This is a genomic window from Thalassotalea nanhaiensis (assembly GCF_031583575.1).
In the GTDB taxonomy this organism is placed as follows: Bacteria; Pseudomonadota; Gammaproteobacteria; order Enterobacterales; family Alteromonadaceae; genus Thalassotalea_A; species Thalassotalea_A nanhaiensis.
The window spans coordinates 3897143-3915084 of record NZ_CP134146.1 but is presented as its reverse complement, the minus strand read 5'-3'; the positions used below and the strand labels follow the sequence as shown (position 1 = coordinate 3915084).

The window sequence follows — 17942 nt, the reverse complement described above, 5'->3', positions numbered from 1 at the left end:
ATAGGTGAGGTGATAGTTATGCTGAATAAAAATATAAAATTAGCAAAGCAAATGTTAGTACCAATACTTGCATTATTTGCCATGGTGTTTTCGGGTTCTGCATTCACGAATTCAATAATCTGGGAGGCTGCGGCTAATACAATAGATAAGTCCCAGCTAATTGAAGGGGAGGTAATACTCGCTCAGAACGCCAGTTCAACACCGTCTATAATAATCAGCAATGGTGGTGCTAGCGGCACCAGCAGTTATACCTTTACTGGTATTGATTATACGGATTTAAATTTCACGCCAACGCCAGGAGTGCGTGTCACGGCAGATGTTTCAGAAGGAGCAGCCAGTACAGGTGATACTAATTTTGATGACTTGATTAAATCGATGGCCGATAGCCAGGTTGGTATTACGTCGGGAACTCAAGTATTAACTGCCCTTGTTGACGGTGCCAGTTACAAAATTCAGGTTTTCTATAACGATCAGCGCTCGACACCCCGCACCATGACCTATAGTGATAACGAATCCAGTGCCAATACCGTCGATATTAGCTCTGCTGGCTCGGGTTGGGGGCAGTTTGCAACAGGTACGTTCACCGCTTCGGGAACCAGTCAGTCGTTAGGCCATATAACCAATGGCTTTGGTAATGTGCATATTAATGCGCTGATATTAACCAAAACATCTTCACCCCTGCCACCTGTAAACCCACATAATTACTATGTTTCACCCACTGGTGATGACAGCAATGCAGGAACCTTTGATAACCCGTTTGCCACAGTTCAAAAAGCGGTAGATGTGATGACAGAAGGGGATACCACTTATATTCGCGGCGGCACTTATTTTGAAACCGTCACCATTGATAACCTGCAAGCCAGTGAAAACTATCCGGCAATATTTAGAAACTACCAAGATGAAGTGGTTACCTTTACCGGAGCTCAATCCATTACTGACCTGGGTTCTACAGGCTGGACACAACACAGCGGCAATATTTACAAAACCGTGCTCAACACCGATATTTGGCAACTTTGGGTGGATTCGGAAATGATGATTCCGGCACGTTGGCCGAATGCGAATTTTGATGATGGCTCTATTTGGAATGAAGAAAAACGCGCCCATGGTGATAACACGGTTACTAGTGGTGTGCTTAAGGACGATCCTCATAGTGGTATCGATTTGGCCGCCAGCGGCATTGATATGACGGGCGCTATGGCGGTGATGAATATCGGTAGCTGGAAGGCATGGACGCGTGAAATCATCAGTCACGGTGCTGGACAAAGTTCTTTTAGCTTCGATCCTGTGCCTTTACACTTGGCCAAACATCAAACCTACTTTATCGATAGCAAACTTGCATTGTTGGATGCTGCCAAAGAATGGTTTTTTGATAAAACCACTAAAACCCTTTATTTATGGGCGCCTGATGGCAATGTGCCTAGTGGAAATATTCAGGCAAAAACTAAAGATTATGCTTTTGATGTGAGCAACTCTCACAGCGTGCAACTGATTGGTCTGGATTTCTTCGGTGTGGCGGTCAACTTTACCGATTCACCTTACACACTGATCAGCGACTCCGACTTTTTATACCCCAGTGCAGCAAAACGTATGCTTGGCTCTAACGCTGCTCCCTTGCGTAATAGCATAAAACAAGCGAGCAAAAGTACGCCATCTTATTCAAAAGTTTATAACACCACTTTCAAGTTCGCAGAAGGCGAAGCTATTATTATGTCTGGCTTAGGCGATGTGATAGAAAACAGTCTGTTTGAGTACAACGACTGGAGTGCATCCGAACTAAACGCGCTAATGGCGACCGTTGAGATGGGGGGGGATAACAATGTATTCAGGCGCAATACTATGCGCGTATCAGGCGCATCTCAGGCTATTTCGATCCGTGGAACAGGCTTTTTGGGAGAACTGAATGATATTTCAGAGTTTGGATTATTGTCTTCCGATGGTGCCGCATTCCAGATGACCATTCCTACCCAACCGGGTTCCGAACTTCGCTATAACTGGATGTACAACTCTGATGAGCATGGAGTGCGCTTTGATGCTCCTGTTCCTGCGACAAATTGGGGAGCGGATGCGTTAGCACACCATAATGTAGGGTGGGGAGGGTTAACTGATCTGGCCATGGTCAAAGGTGTTGATCATCAATTTTATAACAGCACAGGCTTTGGTAGTAGCAACAATGACATAGTGATTGCTAATGATGTGCTAGAGTGGTCAGGCACCATTACGCGCAATAATATTGGCGCTATTTCCGGTACCCGGAGTGGTTATGTAGCCCCTCCTGGGCAGCATAGCAATAATATCAACAGCAATGTGACGGGTGTAAACCCTGATGATGAACTGATAGATGTTAGCCAAAGAGATTTTCGGCCTAAAGCGACTTCTCCAGCCGTTGACGGTGGAATGCAGGTTGCGGGCATTACCGGCGGCTTTGTGGGAATAGCTCCGGATATAGGCGCATACGAATCAGGCGAGCTGAATTACTGGATACCTGGTCGTCAACTGACCACCGCTTCCCAGCCGATCCCAACAGATGGTGCAACCCTTCAAATGAGAGATCGTCAACTGATATGGCTTGGCGGCCTGAATGGCACCTCTTACGATATTTATTTCGGTGATGATTTCAATACTGTTCAAACTGCCACTGCTACGTCTGATGTGTACCAAGGCAGGCAAACAAATAATATTTATACCCCGGATTATGGCACTACAGGTGGCGACAGATACTGGCGAATTGATACGGTTACTTCATCAGGAACCGTAACAGGAAACGTATGGAGCTTATCGGTTCTGGCTCCTGCTACAGGTGGAACCACGCTAACAATAAACCCAGAACATGATGCCTGGGTTTTTGAGGGTAATACGGCTAATTACGGCGCTACCGCTACTTTGCGCACGCGCGGGTATCAAACCGCAGGCTCCAGACTTTCTTATCTTAAATTTAATCTGGGCGATCAATCTCAGTCAACCATTACTAAGGTGACCTTACGGGTAAAAACTAAAAATACCCCAATCAGTGATTTAACCGTTTGGAAAGTGGCTGATACCAGCTGGGACGAAGCAACGATAACAGGCAGCAATAATCCTCAAGTTGGCGATGCTATTACCACAGTCAACAATCTTCAGGCTGAAACTTGGTATGACATCGATCTGAGTAGTTATATTAAAGGCGGTGGTCGCTGGTCTATTGCACTAACCACCACGCAAAACAGCAGTGCACTGGATTACAGCAGTAAAGAAGGCACTGACCCCGCAGAACTCATTGTAGAATTGGAATAATAAATGAAAAACTCATATATAAAAACTTTAAAAATTAAAAATGTTATCCACTTGGTTATTTCATTTTTAATCCTGACCAACTCCGCCTTTGCGAGTAATAATCAAGATAAACCCAACTTTCTGTTTATTTTAACCGATGATCAGGCTTATACCGCTATGGGCAATGCAGGTAATCATCAAATTAAAACACCTAATTTAGACCAATTAGCAGCAAGCGGAACGAAGTTTACCCATGTGTTTAATCAGGGGTCTTGGTCCCCCGCAGTATGTGCACCCAGTCGAGCTATGATCAATACCGGACGAAATTTATATCACACGGGTATGAAGGATAAAAGCATTGCGACGCAAGCAAGGCCAGAGCACCCTTTATGGGGAGAGACCTTCAAAAATGCTGGCTATGATACTTTTATGACCGGTAAGTGGCATGTTAGTCGTCAAGCCTTATTACGTAGTTTTACCAGTGGTAAGGCTATTCATGAAGGCGGTATGACCTATGATCATTATAATGCCACTATGGTAAACCTTGATGAAAAAACGCATCAGCTATCAGCGCCTTACCCATCGAAAAAACACACTAGTGAGTTAATTGCTGATGCTGCTGTAGATTATTTACAACAAAAACCTAAACGTAATGATGCCCCTTTTTTAATGTATGTCGGTTTTTTAGCCCCTCATGATGCTAGACAGTCACCACAAAGCTATGTGGATATGTATCCTGGAAAAAATATTAATTTACCCAAGTCATACCTGAAGCAAAATACCGTCGACCAAGGGGATTTTTGGGTGCGTGACGAAATACTTCTACCAATTCCGAGAAAAGAAGAGCCAGTAAAGCAATTTATTGGTGAATACTACGCCATGATCACTCATATGGATGCTCAAATTGGTAGAATTCTCGATAGTTTAGAAAGCTCACCTTATGCTGATAATACCATTGTTGTTTTTACTTCTGATCATGGTTTAGCGGTTGGCAAACATGGTTTGTTAGGCAAACAGAACCAATATGATCATAGTATCAGAGCCCCCTTCATTATCGCAGGTAAAGGCATAGAACAAGGTAAAGTGAGTAAAGGTAACTTTTACTTAAATAGTCTATTTCCTACTACCGCAGAGCTAGCAGGAATTGAAGTACCAGCTACGGTTCAGGCGAAAAGCATAGTTCCGTTACTTTCGGAACAAGGAATGTCTGACCAAAAAAGTGGCTTATATGATTATATCTACGGCAGTTATCGCCATTATCAACGCATGGTCAGAACGGATGATTTTAAGTTGATTTATTACCCGATGATTAAACAAACACAGTTGTTTGATTTGAAAAATGATCCTGAAGAATTAAATAACTTGGCTGCAGATCCTAACTACCACGAACAGCTTGTAATGTTACAAAGCAAACTGATTGATCTAATGAAAGAGCTTGATGATCCGCTTGATTTTAACGCGCCTGCACAGAGTTTTAAAAAGGCAGGTTATGCCATTATACCTTGGCGTAAAAATGATAAGAGATTGAATTAAGTAATAAATAAAAATGAGTAAATTATGAGTAAAATGAAGTGCATACCAATAACAACAGCAATGTTGCTTAGTGGGGTTTTACTATTGTCAGCTTGTGGGAGTTCACTCGAAAACCCTGAACAAACAAGCGGTCAAAACCGTATCATAAAAGGCACTACTTTATATGTTTCACCTATGGGAAACGACAGTAACTCTGGAAAGTCAGAACAGCAGCCATTTAAAAAGGTACAACATGCCGTTGAACAAATGTCTTCTGGAGATACATTAATTGTTCTTGATGGGCTTTATACCGGTACCTTAGCGTTAAAGTCAGGTATTACTATTCGCGCTAAAAACCCGCGAGGTGTTGTTTTTAGCGGCCTAGAAAAACTAAAGGCTAAATTTGAGAAAATAAACAAAGACGATCAGACAAATGGTTTTTATCAAGCCAGTGTTGAGCATGAAGTTAAGCAATTGTTCTTTAATGATCACCCGATGACCTGGGCACAATGGCCTAATTTAGAGTGGCAGGACAATTGGATAGAAGATAAAAAGTGGGCGAAAGCATCGACAGGAACTGGCCCTGGCGCACTTACCTCTAAAGCATTTAAAGAGATTGCCGAACTTGATTTAACCGGGGCTTACGCATTTATTCGTTATGGAAAAGGTAATAGCAATTACAGTCGTAAAATAGAGTCCTTTGATGGTGAAACGCTGAAATGGAATGATGACAATTTCTATAGTCAGAAATTTACCGGTGAAGACGGGCGGAGAGGGTCAATCGAGGCGCTGAAAACATTGAAAAAGAGTCACCCATGGCATCCAAATAAATCAAAATTCTTTCTCGCCGGAGATTTAGATTTACTTGATGCGCCGGGCGAGTGGTTCGTAGATAATGGAACATTATATTTAATGCCATTAAATGGGGTTAATCCAAATAAAGCAGAAATACTGACCAAAACAAGTGATTACTGTATTAATCAGCAATCGGAATTAAATGATGTTGTTATTCAAGGTATTGATTTTTTTGGCTGCTCGGTAAAGCTGAATAACACCGCTAATAATGATATCACCTTCTCTAATGCGCACTTTAGCTATATTGGCGAAGAACTACTTTTTGTCGATCGAGTCAAAGGTAACGCTATTAATAAACCTATCGAGTTGGCAGGTACTAATATTACCGTCGAAAAAAGTTTATTTGCTGGCGCAAAAAATACGGCACTTAAATTAGTAGGAAGTGAATTAATAATAGATAATTCAGTTTTTCTTGAAAATAATCGCCATGCGAATTTTGAAAGCAGATCCGTAGTTATTGAGGCTAAGGGGAGTTATCGTATAACTCGTAATACTTTTTTCAATAACCATTCAGATGCTATATATATTCGAATTAAACCTAAATCACCATTAACTGTTAAACCAGAAGTTGCTTACAACAATATATTTAATGCCGGAAAATACAATAGTGACGTCTCTGGGATATATATGCCAATGGGTCCTCAAGAATACGCCAATGTGCATCATAACTGGATCCATAATATTAATGGTAATGCTTATCGTCTCGACTTAGCTGGAAGTCAGCTTAACTTGCATCACAATGTATTTTGGTCGTCTAAAAGGGGTATTAATGTGGAAGGGTATGGTGAGTTTAATATTTATAACAATACTGATGTGCATAACCATGTGGCCAGCGCACTCACTCGAAATGTGTTAAATCATGGACGACAAACCCAAGCTAGCCTTGACAAAACTTTTCCTCCTATTAGTGACTGGAATGTACTGAATAATATCAGTGATGGCATAGATGACAGAGTGGGGCCTAGAGAGAAAAGTTTATTAAGAGCACAAATGAAAAAAGGCTTAGTTCATAAGGCACGAAATAAACAGGGTAATTTTCCTATTGTTGATAGAGGTTTTATTCAGGGTAACCTTACTGGAGAGCACCGAGATATTTTTATTAATGGTAATTTATCCGAGCTGAATCTACTGCCAAAGAATGCCAGCATAAGCAATGGTATTGCTCAAACCGAACAATTTTCTAACCAAGAAGTTACTTCATTAGGGAGTTATCGTGGTGCTTATGATTATAAAGATGCTGGCTGGATTCCTGGTAGTGACTGGATGCCATACGGATTAGATGTCATTAAAACGATGGCTGCGGCTGAAAGCTTTGCCAAGAAATACGACTCTGTTTCTATTGTACCTGAAATTAGAGCATCAGGTCTGCCACAGGGTACATTGAAAAAATAAATCAACTTTTTTATACAGAGTTAAAAATATGAAAAATTTATTTTTGTTGTTAACTTTCGCGTGTAGCTTTTCAGTATTTGCGGAAGAAAAACCGAATATTATTCTTATTATGGCGGATGACCTTGGTTACGGTGATACCGGCTTTACCGGCAACAAAATAATCAAAACACCAAGTCTTGATACAATGGCGCAAGAGGGAGCTGTAATGGCTAACTTCCATGCTGGCGGTTCGGTTTGTTCGCCAACAAGAGGCACATTTTTAACAGGTCGTCATCATCATCGCTACGGTGTCTTTTGGGCGAACGTTGGCCATTTACCTAAAGAAGAAATTACCCTTGCTGAAATCCTTAAAGAACAGGGCTATAGCACAGGGCATTTCGGCAAGTGGCATTTAGGAACATTAAGTAAAGATTTTTCAGCTAAGGGGGATAAACGTAAGCCGCTTGAAAACTATTCACCGCCTTCGTGGCATGGTTACGATACTTCCTTTGTTACTGAATCTGCAATTCAACTTTGGGATCCTGCTCTTGGTAAAAGAGCGGTTAACAATCCTTTTTGGCTGGATGGTGTTGCACTTGAACCTAACGATGCAAGTTTACAAGGAGGAGCAAGTAAAGTTGTTATGGATAGGGCTTTACCTTTTATTGAAAATTCGGTTAAAAATAAACAACCATTCTTCACGGTCATTTGGTTTCATGCCCCACATCAAGATGTGGTCGCAGGACCTGAGTATCTTGCACGATATAAAGAGTATGGTGAGGCGGCTCATTATTACGGTGTGATCTCAGAAATGGATGAACAAATTGGTCGGCTTCGAGATAAGTTAAAGTATTTAGGCGTAGATAAAAATACCTTAATCACTTTTACCAGTGACAATGGTCCTGAAAGCGCAAATATACGAGCAAGAAATCCAGGGGCAGAAGGGCGTTTAGCTGGCAGCACTGATAATTTGAAGGGACGTAAACGTTCCCTCTATGAAGGCGGTGTTCGAGTACCTACTCTGGCATTGTGGCCAGAAAAAATCGCAGCAGGCAGTGTCATTAATATTCCAGCTTCAACATTAGATTATTTACCAACAATTAATGAAATTGTCGGTTATAAAATGCCTGATGATAGGCCTATAGATGGCACAAGTATTCTGCCAATTTTACAAGGCATAGAAATAAATGAGAAGCGAAATAAAGCCATCCCATTTATTGCTAAAGATAAATTGTCACTGCTTGATGGTAACTATAAATTGGTGACTAACACCAATGCTTTGGCGAATAATTTAGCCGAATTAGAACTGTATAATTTAACATTAGATAGAGGTGAAACAACCAATATCGCCAAAAATCATCCTAAGCGGGTTAATGCAATGATAGAACAACTTAAACAGTTCATTCTTTCAGCGAAAGCTAGCCATAACGGTGATGACTACCAAGTAAAATTTAAATCTGTTGATGAATGGCCAATTCAAAAGAAAATCTCCGTTGAATAGATTACAAAAATAAACTGTTTACCAGATAGAAACGCCATCACAAGAGAAAAGAAGAGAAGATAAAATGAAAATATTTAAGCTGTTTTTTTTAATATTAAACATACTATTTATTAAGTGCTCTTTCGCAGGTAACAGCCCCACGGCTGTATCTAAAGGAAGGTCGTTGCAATTTAAATGAAATTAAATGTTAAACACTCATCATTGAGCTTTATTTGCATAATATTTGCTAGCTTCTTTAGCTCGCTTACTTATGCTGATTCTGCAAAGGATGCATGGCGTGAACTTGTTTCTGAGCAATTTAGTACACGAGCAGAGTTTGCTTTTGTTGAAAATAATCCAGAGCTTCCTAATGTTCTTATTTACGGTGATTCAATTTCTATTCACTACACACAAGCAGTTCGCGCCGAACTTGCAAGTAAAGCCAATGTTTATCGTTTGTATTTAAATGGTGGTGACTCTTCTTCATTTATTAAAAAAATGAGAAAAATGCATACCATTATGCAAAATCCAGATCTAAAAGATGCCTGGACATTTCAATGGGATGTAATCCACTTTAATGTCGGTTTGCATGATCTGAAATACACCAAAGATAGAAAGCTCGATAAAGCCAATGGTAAGCAAGTTAGCTCAATTGCAGAATATGAAAATAACCTTCGCAATATCATTAAATACCTGAAAACAATGGCGCCATCAGCCAAGTTAATATTTGCCACAACCACGCCTATTCCAGCAGGAGAGCCCGGACGCATTGTAGGAGACGCAGTTAAATATAATGAAGCCGCATTAAACGTACTCAAAGATCACCCAGAGGTGATCATTAACGATTTATATCAATTTACCAAACCTCATCACCAAAAGTGGTGGGCTGATGCTGGTAACGTTCATTACAACGAATTAGGTAGAAAGTCTCAGGGCGAAAAAGTTGCTAGTGTGATCATTTCTCAACTAACACTTAAAAAGAATACTGATTAAGGTAATAATGAAAAAAAGTCGGCAAGTAGCCGGTAAAAAGCCGATATTCCTTTCGATGATAAATATGTTGATTGTCGAAAATTATAAGAACTAAAATAAGAGAGATAGATGACGTTACTCATCAAATTAATATTTACATTAAGTGTACTTTTTTATACTTCGCTATCTTTGGCGGCGGATAAACAACCTAATATCGTTATTTTATATGCTGATGATTTAGGCATGGGAGATTTGGGTAGTTTTAATAAAAACTCAGCTAATAAATCTAAAATTCCTACGCCAAATTTAGATCAGCTTGCAACGCAAGGTTTGAGTTTTACTGATGCACACTCTTCTTCTGCCATCTGCACACCGTCACGTTATGCGCTACTAACTGGTCGTTACCATTGGCGAAAATTTCACGGTATTGTAAAGTCGTTTGAACCGTCTGTTTTTGATGCCAAACGTTTAACTCTACCTGAAATGCTACAGAAAAAAGGTTACACCACAGCCGCCATTGGTAAATGGCATTTAGGTTGGGATTGGGATGCTATTCGAAAACCTAATCGAGCACAAGATGGTGTCGGCCCTGATGATTTTGACTGGTCAAAACCAATCCCTGATGGTCCTACTGCTCATGGTTTTGACTACTACTTTGGCGATACAGTTATTAATTTTCCTCCTTATGTTTGGATTGAAAATGACAAAGTATTGCAAGTACCTGACACTATGGTTGATGAAACTTTGTGGAAAAACAAAGAAGGAAAAATGGAGTATCGAAAGGGGCCGATGATCACAGGGTGGGATCCATACGAAAATATTCCAACGACAACACAAAAGGGCATTGAGTACATTACTGAAAAAGCGAAGCAAGATAAGCCGTTCTTTCTTTACTTTGCTTACCCGTCACCTCATGCGCCAATTATTCCTAATGATGAATTTGACAATACCTCTAAAGCTGGCCCTTATGGTGATTTAATCGTAGAAACCGATGACTCAATTGGCAAATTATTAGCCGCAATAAAAGCCGCAGGCATTGAAGATACTACCCTCGTGATATTTAGCTCAGACAATGGTCCTGAACATTATGCTTACTTGCGAGATGAAAAATTTGACCATTGGTCATCTGGTGATTTTCGAGGATTAAAGCGTGATATCTATGAAGGTGGGCATCGTGTACCAACTATTGTGCGTTGGCCTGATCATGTACCAAAAAATACACAGACTAACGAACTAATGTCTCAAATTGATTTTATGGCAACCATCGCAAATGTTGTTGGCTTTGATTTGCCAGACAATGCTGCAGAGGATTCATATAATTTATTACCTTTATGGACAGGCGAATCAAGTAAAGGCAGCAGACGATCACTTGTCCATAATACGTTCAAAGACGATTACGCTATCAGAAGTGAAGGCTGGACATTGATTGATGCTAAATCAGGTAATCAAAATAGACGCATGCAGCGATTTAATTATTCGGCTTGGCAAAAAAAGCATGGTTATGTGACTGATGATAATGACAAAGGACAGTTGTTTGATATGAAAAGCGATGCAGGGCAGCGTAATAATATTATCGAAAAACATCCTGAAAAGGCTAATGACTTACTAAAGAAATTGGAACAAATACAAAGCCAAGGCTTTTCTGCTCCACGGCTGCAAAATAATTAATGGAATTGGTATTATATTATTATTTTCGCTATAAACTGTATTGATAAAACTCTAAAAAACTTAGCAAAGTATGAAATCAATTAAAGACAGAAACATCCGTTGGGGCATTATCGGGCTTGGTAGTATTGCTCATAAATTTGCTAGCGACCTTGTCAAAGTTAAAGGTGGCGAGCTTTATGCCGTAGCGTCACGTTCAACGGATAAAGCAGAAGCTTTTTCTAATCAATATAATGCGAGTGTTGCCTATAACAGCTACGAGCAACTGGTTAAAGACGAACATGTTGATGCCATTTATATTGCCACCCCGCATGCATTACACCAAGACAATACCTTATTATGTTTAGAGCATGGCAAAGCGGTTTTATGTGAAAAGCCGTTTGCCATGAATAGTCAGCAAGTAAATACCATGATTGCTTGTGCACAAAAAAATAACACATTGCTAATGGAAGCGCTCTGGACATATTTTCTTCCCCATTATCAATTTGTGTTAAAAGAGCTGGCCAATAAAACCTATGGCAATATTTTAAAACTGGAAGCAAACTTTGGTTTTGTTCGTGAATTTAATGACGAGTCTCGATTATTTAATAAATCACTCGGCGGAGGTAGCCTTCTAGATATAGGTATTTACCCAATATTTGCAGCCCTTTCAACTCTTGGCAAACCGAAGTCCATAAATGCAAAGGCGAGTTATTTTGCCAATGGCGCAGACTCATCTTGTGCAATGGTATTTGAATATGATCATGCCACAGCTCTTCTTGAAAGTACCTTGTTAGAGCAAACGTCTAATCAAGCAATATTTTATTGTGAAACAGGCGTTATTAAACTTAACAGCCCCTTTCACGGACCTACAACGGTAACGGTTATTGCCAACAATGATGAAAAGGTGTTTGATTTCGATTATTGCACTAATGGTTATAGCTATGAAATTGAGCATATTAATGAGTTATTACGACAAGGGAAAACTGAAAGCAATATTATGAGCTTTAAATTTAGCCAACTGTTAATTAATACTCTGGATGAAGTGCGAAGCATTATTGGTTTACAGTATTAATCGCTTTAAATCACCAGTTAGGTGCGCACTCTTTTAGGGCATCGGCACTCTTATCGTACAGCCATCCTTAAATCATCAACCATAACTTGTTGTTTAACCTGGTTTTTATTCTTGGTTTGAATATTGCAACTGCACTATTAATGCAAAGCTATTCATTCTCAGGATTCATCTATGTTGTTTGGGCGTAAAAACAGAAAGCCTATCTCTATTCCTAGTAAAAAGGTTGAACAATGGAAATACACCACGTGTAACTATTGTTCTACCGGTTGTTCTATTGAAATTGGTTTAGACGCTGATAAAAAAGTGGTTACTACTCGCGGCCATGCTGGCGCGGATGTTAACCGTGGTAAGTTATGTATTAAAGGTATTTTAGAACATGAGCTTTTTGACAGCCCAGGTCGAGGCAGTGAACCACTTATTCGTGACAAACATTATGAAGCCTTTGAAAAAACTTCATGGGATAACGCGTTAGATGTAACTGCGCAAAAAATAAAATCTATTCAAGCGCAATACGGTAAAGATTCTTTCGCCATTGTTTCAAGTGGCCAGCTAATGACTGAAGAATTCTACACCCTTGGAAAATTAGCCCGAGGTTGTATTGGCACTAATAACTATGATGGTAATACCACGCTTTGTATGGCGTCAGCTGTTAGTGGTTATAAGCGCTCATTTGGCTCTGATGGCCCACCAGGTTGTTATGATGATTTTGAGCACACTCATTGCTTTATGGCGTTTGGTTCAAACTTACCAGAGCAACATCCAATAATTTACTGGCGCTTAAAAGAGGCACTAGAAAAAAGAAAGTTCCCACTCATAGTGGTTGACCCACGAGTCACTATGTTGGCGCAATTTGCTGATATTCATTTACCCATTACACCTGGTACTGACTGTGTGTTAATTAATGCCATGATGTTTGTCATTATCAATGAAGGCTTACAAGATCAATCCTACATTGATGCTCATACCCAAGGCTTTGATGAAGTAAAAGCCTTAGTACAAGATTATGATCCTAAATCAGCTCAGCACATTTGTGGAATTGATGAAGATACCATTCGTAATGTGGCGCGTATTTACGCCAAAGCACCTGCGGCAATGAGCATTTGGACGATGGGCATTAACCAGTCTACACATGGCTCAGATGGTGTAGCGAACATCAATAATTTAAACCTGATCACTGGCAATATTGGTAAGCCGGGTGGTACAAGTTTATCGATCACTGGTCAGTGTAATGCCATGGGCACCCGTGAGTGGTCATCGTGCTCTGGTTTACCGGGATACCGCTACTTAGAAAATGCTGATGATAGACAAGAGATAGCAGATTTTTGGGGGATTGACCCAGAGTTTTTCCCTAAAAAACGCGGCTTGGCAGAAACTGATATTTTCCCAGCCATTGAAACTGGCGAAATTAAAGGCATGTGGATAGTGGCAACGAATCCTATGACCTCAATGCCTAATACTGCTCGTATTCGCAAGGCTCTGGAAAAACTAGATTTTTTAGTGATTCAAGATGTTTATGAAGACGTAGAAACAAATCAATATTCACATGTGTATTTTCCTGCTTCGGTATGGGCTGAAAAAGAAGGCTGTCATACCAATACTGAGCGTCGGGTAAATTTAATTAGTAATGTCTTACCTCCTTATGCAAATTCAAAACCTGATTTTTGGATTTTTAACCAGGTGGCAAAGCGTTTTGATAATGGCAAGGTTATTGATTTCCCAGATACACCTGAAGGTGCGTTCAATGAAATGAAACAATTATCTAAAGGTAAGGATAGAACGCTGGATATTTCTGGCATGACTTATGAAAAACTGGTTAAAGCTAAAGGCATTCAATGGCCTTATCGTGAAAAGAGCCGTGAAGAGAACTGTGAACAAGACAATGAAGCCCCGGAAAGCCTAAAAGGCGATCCGCGTTTATATACCGATGGTAAATTTCAAACCAAATCTGGTAAAGCGAACTTACTGCCGATTAAGTTTTTTAATAACAACGAACAACCGTGCCAAGACTTTCCATTTTGGTTAAACAGTGGTCGTGTAGTTGAGCATTTTCATACTCGTACTCGAACCGGAAAAATAGGCAACTGTAATAAATTTAGCCCAACAGCCTATATGGAAATGAACCCGGATGCGGCCAATGAACTTGGCATTACCCACCAAAGTTATGTGCGCCTTACCAGTCGTCGCGGTGACGCTGTGGTTATGGTGCAGCTAACTCAGCGAGTGCCACGCAATATGGTATTTATTCCGTTCCACTTTTTTGACTGTGTAAATCGCTTAACGTTAGGTTTATTAGACCCGCATTCTCGCCAGCCTGCGTTTAAGCAGTGTGCTGTGCAAATTGAAACTGTCGATCAAGTAGAAGCCGCCCGGTTAAATGTTGAACGTCGTGCATTTTAATTTTTGTAGAAAGGTAAAAGACTATGAATCAATCACTTAAAAACAGTCCTGAACTGCAATCAATAGAGCCTGTACTACAAGAATCGGTACAAAGTTTTGACCCGAAAACCATGAGTGTCGAAACTAAAACTTCAGCTAGGATAAAGCCTGAAGTAGGCAAAGAGCAAGAAGGTCGTTCAAATCATTGGGAAGTTCGTACCGAAGAGCAAGACTATGCGTATTTACCAGAGCAACCAATAAAAGATAAAAATCGCTATGGTCAACTTATTGATTGTGTCGATATTTCTGGTTTACCTAAAGATAGATCAATGTTTATCAACGAGAACCCAGAAGTTGGCAGCAATCTTAATCGAAATAAGCAACACGGTTTCTTCTTTACTGCCGACAACTGTATTGGTTGTCATGCCTGTGAATCTGCTTGTTCTGAAAAAAATGATAACCCGGCGCATTTATCGTTTCGTTCGGTGGGTTATGTAGAAGGTGGCTCATACCCAGATTACAAGCGCATGAATATTTCCATGGCCTGTAACCATTGTGATGATCCGGTATGTTTAAAAGGTTGTCCAACTAAGGCTTATACTAAACATGCAGAATACGGCGCGGTACTGCAAGATCCTGAAACCTGTTTTGGTTGTGGTTACTGTACTTGGGTTTGCCCATACAATGCTCCGCAACTTGATCCGGTTAAGGGGCGAGTATCAAAATGTAATATGTGTGTTGACCGTTTAGAAGTTGGCTTAAAACCAGCGTGTGTATCTGCCTGTGTCGGTAATGCACTAGATTTTGGTGTGATAGAAAATACCCCTGAGAATCGTGAACAATGTAAAACCAGTATTCCGGGCTTCCCTGATCCTGAAATTACTCACCCAAATATTCGCTTTCAACAAACTAAATCTATGCCGGTTGAAATGAGTCGTACTGATTCAATGCCGGTAAAATATCATAAAGACAAAAATGGTGACTACAAACCAGTGGTTGATCAAAAACATGGCAAGGCAAAGCATTGGAACTTTTCTCGTTTAAACAGCAGAGAAAATCCATTGGTATTGTTTACCTTATTCGCCCAAGCGGCATTTGGTACATTTGTTATTCCATTTTTAGCGGCACTGTTCGGCGCTGAGGCATTTGAAGGCTTTTTAACATCAGATATGTTTGTGCCATTAGCGGTATTAGCATTGATATTTACCAGTTTTGGTTTATTTATGAGTGTTACCCATTTAGGTAAACCTATGCGCTTTTATCGTGGTTTTAACAACTTACGTTATTCACCAATGAGTCGAGAAGGGCTAGGCTTGGCATTATTCAGTGCTGGTTGTGGTTTAACTGTGTTGTTCTCACTACCAAGCAATGACTGGATAACGCAGCTGGTTAATACACTTTTAGGTGTAAACTTAGTTACGTTAACCGAGCAATTACCACTTAAATCATTACAAACAGGGTCTGGAATATTTGCTTTGTTAGCTGGCTTTACTGGTATTTATTACATGAATAAATGTTATCAAATTAAAGCGCGTCCATTTTGGAATCACTGGCAAACAGTGACATCGTTTAGTGGTAACAGCTTATCTTTGGGGGCTTTTGTTAGTGGTGTCGTGGTGATTGCAACATTGCTGATGCAATCTTCAGAAGTTACAGTCGTTAAGCAAGCATTAGCGGTAATTGGCGGCGCATTTTTATTAGGTATGGTTATTGAAGCACTTGGGTTAATTCGTCATAACTATGATTTAAACCGTAATGAGAATGAAGGCGGCGCAGCGCACTATGTACAATGTACTACCTTTGGTAAAACCTACTTATTGCGCAATTATTTGCTAGGTATCAACATTGTGCTAACTTGTGTTTTATTGGCCTATTCATTATTTGCAGGCGTAACTACGCAGGTATTAGTTTTGTGGTCACTATTGGCCTTATTAAACTGTTTTACTGCGATGGTTGGTCGCGCATTATTTTATATATTAGTGATCCCTACCACTATGCCAGGAGCATTCTTCTGGAAAAACAAAGGCTTTGAAGAACATGCTCGTGAGATAGGCTTGGCAGATAACCCAACTACCGGTGTAGCACCTTTGGCGCATTAATTATGAATCTAACGTTAGAACAAACCATCAACAAAACCTGCTTAATTGGCTTAAGCTACTTTGATGTTGAGCATAATTTACTGAAACAAAGTATGCTGGCCGGAACGGTTACGGCAGTCGATAAAGAAATGGGTATCACCGTTTCGTTATTAACGACTGCAGATAAAAATACAGGTACGGAAAAGCCAGCAAACTTTATCATTCCGGCTAACTTAGTCTGCTGGTTTATCGCCCCAAAAGGCGATTTTCATACCAGTCAATCTGGGGTGAAAATCACTAACCCAGATTACTTGGTTACCTGGGATATTTATCAAACGAAAGAACAAGATTCGCAACAGCAAAGTGAAGGTCAACAACAATGGTGGAAATGGCAACCAAGGACAGAGGCGCCACAAATAGGTTGATAACCCTGCTGTTTTCTATTCATAATGTTGCTAGCTAGTTAGCAAATCAATGGAACATTTATGAATAAGAAATCGATACTAATCACCGGCTGTTCGTCTGGTATTGGCTTAGATTCGGCAAAAACATTAATGGCACGGGGCTATCAAGTACTTGCTACCGCAAGAAAGCAAACCGATGTCGACAACTTAACTGCCCAAGGTTTGCAAGCAATACGCTTAGACCTATGTGAGCAAAATTCGATTGAACAAGCGCTGGCGCAGGTACTCGAAATAACCGGTGGTACGCTAGATTATTTATTTAACAATGGCGCTTATGGGCAACCGGGTGCTGTTGAAGATCTTCCTACCGAGGTATTACGCCAACAATTTGAAGCTAACGTGTTTGGTTGGCATGAATTAACCATTCAAGTACTCAAAATTATGCGCGCTCAAGGGCATGGTCGTATTGTTCAAAACAGCTCAGTATTAGGCTTTGTTTGTATGCCTTACAGAGGTGCCTATAACGCTTCAAAATTTGCTATCGAAGGTCTAACCGATACGCTCAGGTTAGAATTAAAAAATACTAATATTCACATTAGCATTTTACAACCGGGGCCTATCGATACGCATTTTAGACAAAATGCGCTGCAGGCGTTTAAGCAAAATATTGATTGGCAACATAGTATTCATAGTGATAATTATCAAAAACAAATTGATCGTTTGGCAAGTACAGAGCCAGCCAGCGGCTTTACCTTACAAGCAAGCGCGGTAACTCGTTGTTTAATTCATGCTTTGGAAAGTAAACGCCCAAAAATTCGATATCGCATAACGTTCCCAACTAAATTATTTACCGTGCTAAAGCGCCTATTACCAAGCCATTGGTTAGATGCTTTGTTAAGTAAAGGTTGAGGAAAAACTGATAGTCT

General features: G+C 40.2%; 11 protein-coding genes. All 11 read left to right on the top strand.

Going from position 1 to position 17942, the window contains the following annotated elements; translation table 11 throughout:
- The first annotated feature begins 18 nt into the window (after positions 1 to 18).
- The 11 genes from RI845_RS17000 (at position 19) to RI845_RS16950 (ending at position 17925) form a co-directional block, all read left to right on the top strand.
- Positions 19 to 3270, top strand: a complete 3252-nt coding sequence (locus RI845_RS17000; protein WP_348387368.1) for a CBM96 family carbohydrate-binding protein — start codon at positions 19 to 21, stop codon at positions 3268 to 3270.
- A gap of 3 nt (positions 3271 to 3273) precedes the next feature.
- Positions 3274 to 4782: a sulfatase-like hydrolase/transferase gene (locus tag RI845_RS16995; protein ID WP_348387367.1), complete on the top strand. Its 1509-nt coding sequence runs from the start codon at positions 3274 to 3276 to the stop codon at positions 4780 to 4782.
- A 24-nt stretch (positions 4783 to 4806) separates the two neighbouring features.
- A complete protein-coding gene (locus RI845_RS16990) occupies positions 4807 to 7008 on the top strand; it encodes a right-handed parallel beta-helix repeat-containing protein (protein WP_348387366.1) in 2202 nt (733 codons plus the stop codon).
- 28 nt (positions 7009 to 7036) lie between these two features.
- A complete protein-coding gene (locus tag RI845_RS16985; protein ID WP_348387365.1) occupies positions 7037 to 8488 on the top strand; it encodes a sulfatase family protein in 1452 nt (483 codons plus the stop codon).
- Positions 8489 to 8662: 174 nt separating this feature from the next.
- On the top strand, positions 8663 to 9460 hold the full coding sequence (locus tag RI845_RS16980; RefSeq protein ID WP_348387364.1) for an SGNH/GDSL hydrolase family protein: 798 nt from the start codon (positions 8663 to 8665) through the stop codon (positions 9458 to 9460).
- Positions 9461 to 9568: 108 nt separating this feature from the next.
- On the top strand, positions 9569 to 11107 hold the full coding sequence (locus RI845_RS16975) for a sulfatase family protein (protein ID WP_348387363.1): 1539 nt from the start codon (positions 9569 to 9571) through the stop codon (positions 11105 to 11107).
- Positions 11108 to 11177: 70 nt separating this feature from the next.
- Positions 11178 to 12158: a Gfo/Idh/MocA family protein gene (locus RI845_RS16970; RefSeq protein ID WP_348387362.1), complete on the top strand. Its 981-nt coding sequence runs from the start codon at positions 11178 to 11180 to the stop codon at positions 12156 to 12158.
- Between the two features lie 171 nt (positions 12159 to 12329).
- A complete protein-coding gene (locus RI845_RS16965; RefSeq protein WP_348387361.1) occupies positions 12330 to 14555 on the top strand; it encodes a molybdopterin oxidoreductase family protein in 2226 nt (741 codons plus the stop codon).
- Positions 14556 to 14665: 110 nt separating this feature from the next.
- Entirely contained in the window at positions 14666 to 16633 is a 1968-nt protein-coding gene (locus tag RI845_RS16960; protein ID WP_348389555.1) for a DmsC/YnfH family molybdoenzyme membrane anchor subunit, read from the top strand.
- Positions 16634 to 16635: 2 nt separating this feature from the next.
- Positions 16636 to 17037: a hypothetical protein gene (locus RI845_RS16955; RefSeq protein ID WP_348387360.1), complete on the top strand. Its 402-nt coding sequence runs from the start codon at positions 16636 to 16638 to the stop codon at positions 17035 to 17037.
- Between the two features lie 60 nt (positions 17038 to 17097).
- The gene (locus RI845_RS16950) at positions 17098 to 17925 is read left to right on the top strand and encodes an SDR family oxidoreductase (protein ID WP_348387359.1); all 828 of its coding nucleotides are present in this window, start codon (positions 17098 to 17100) and stop codon (positions 17923 to 17925) included.
- Positions 17926 to 17942: the final 17 nt, after the last annotated feature.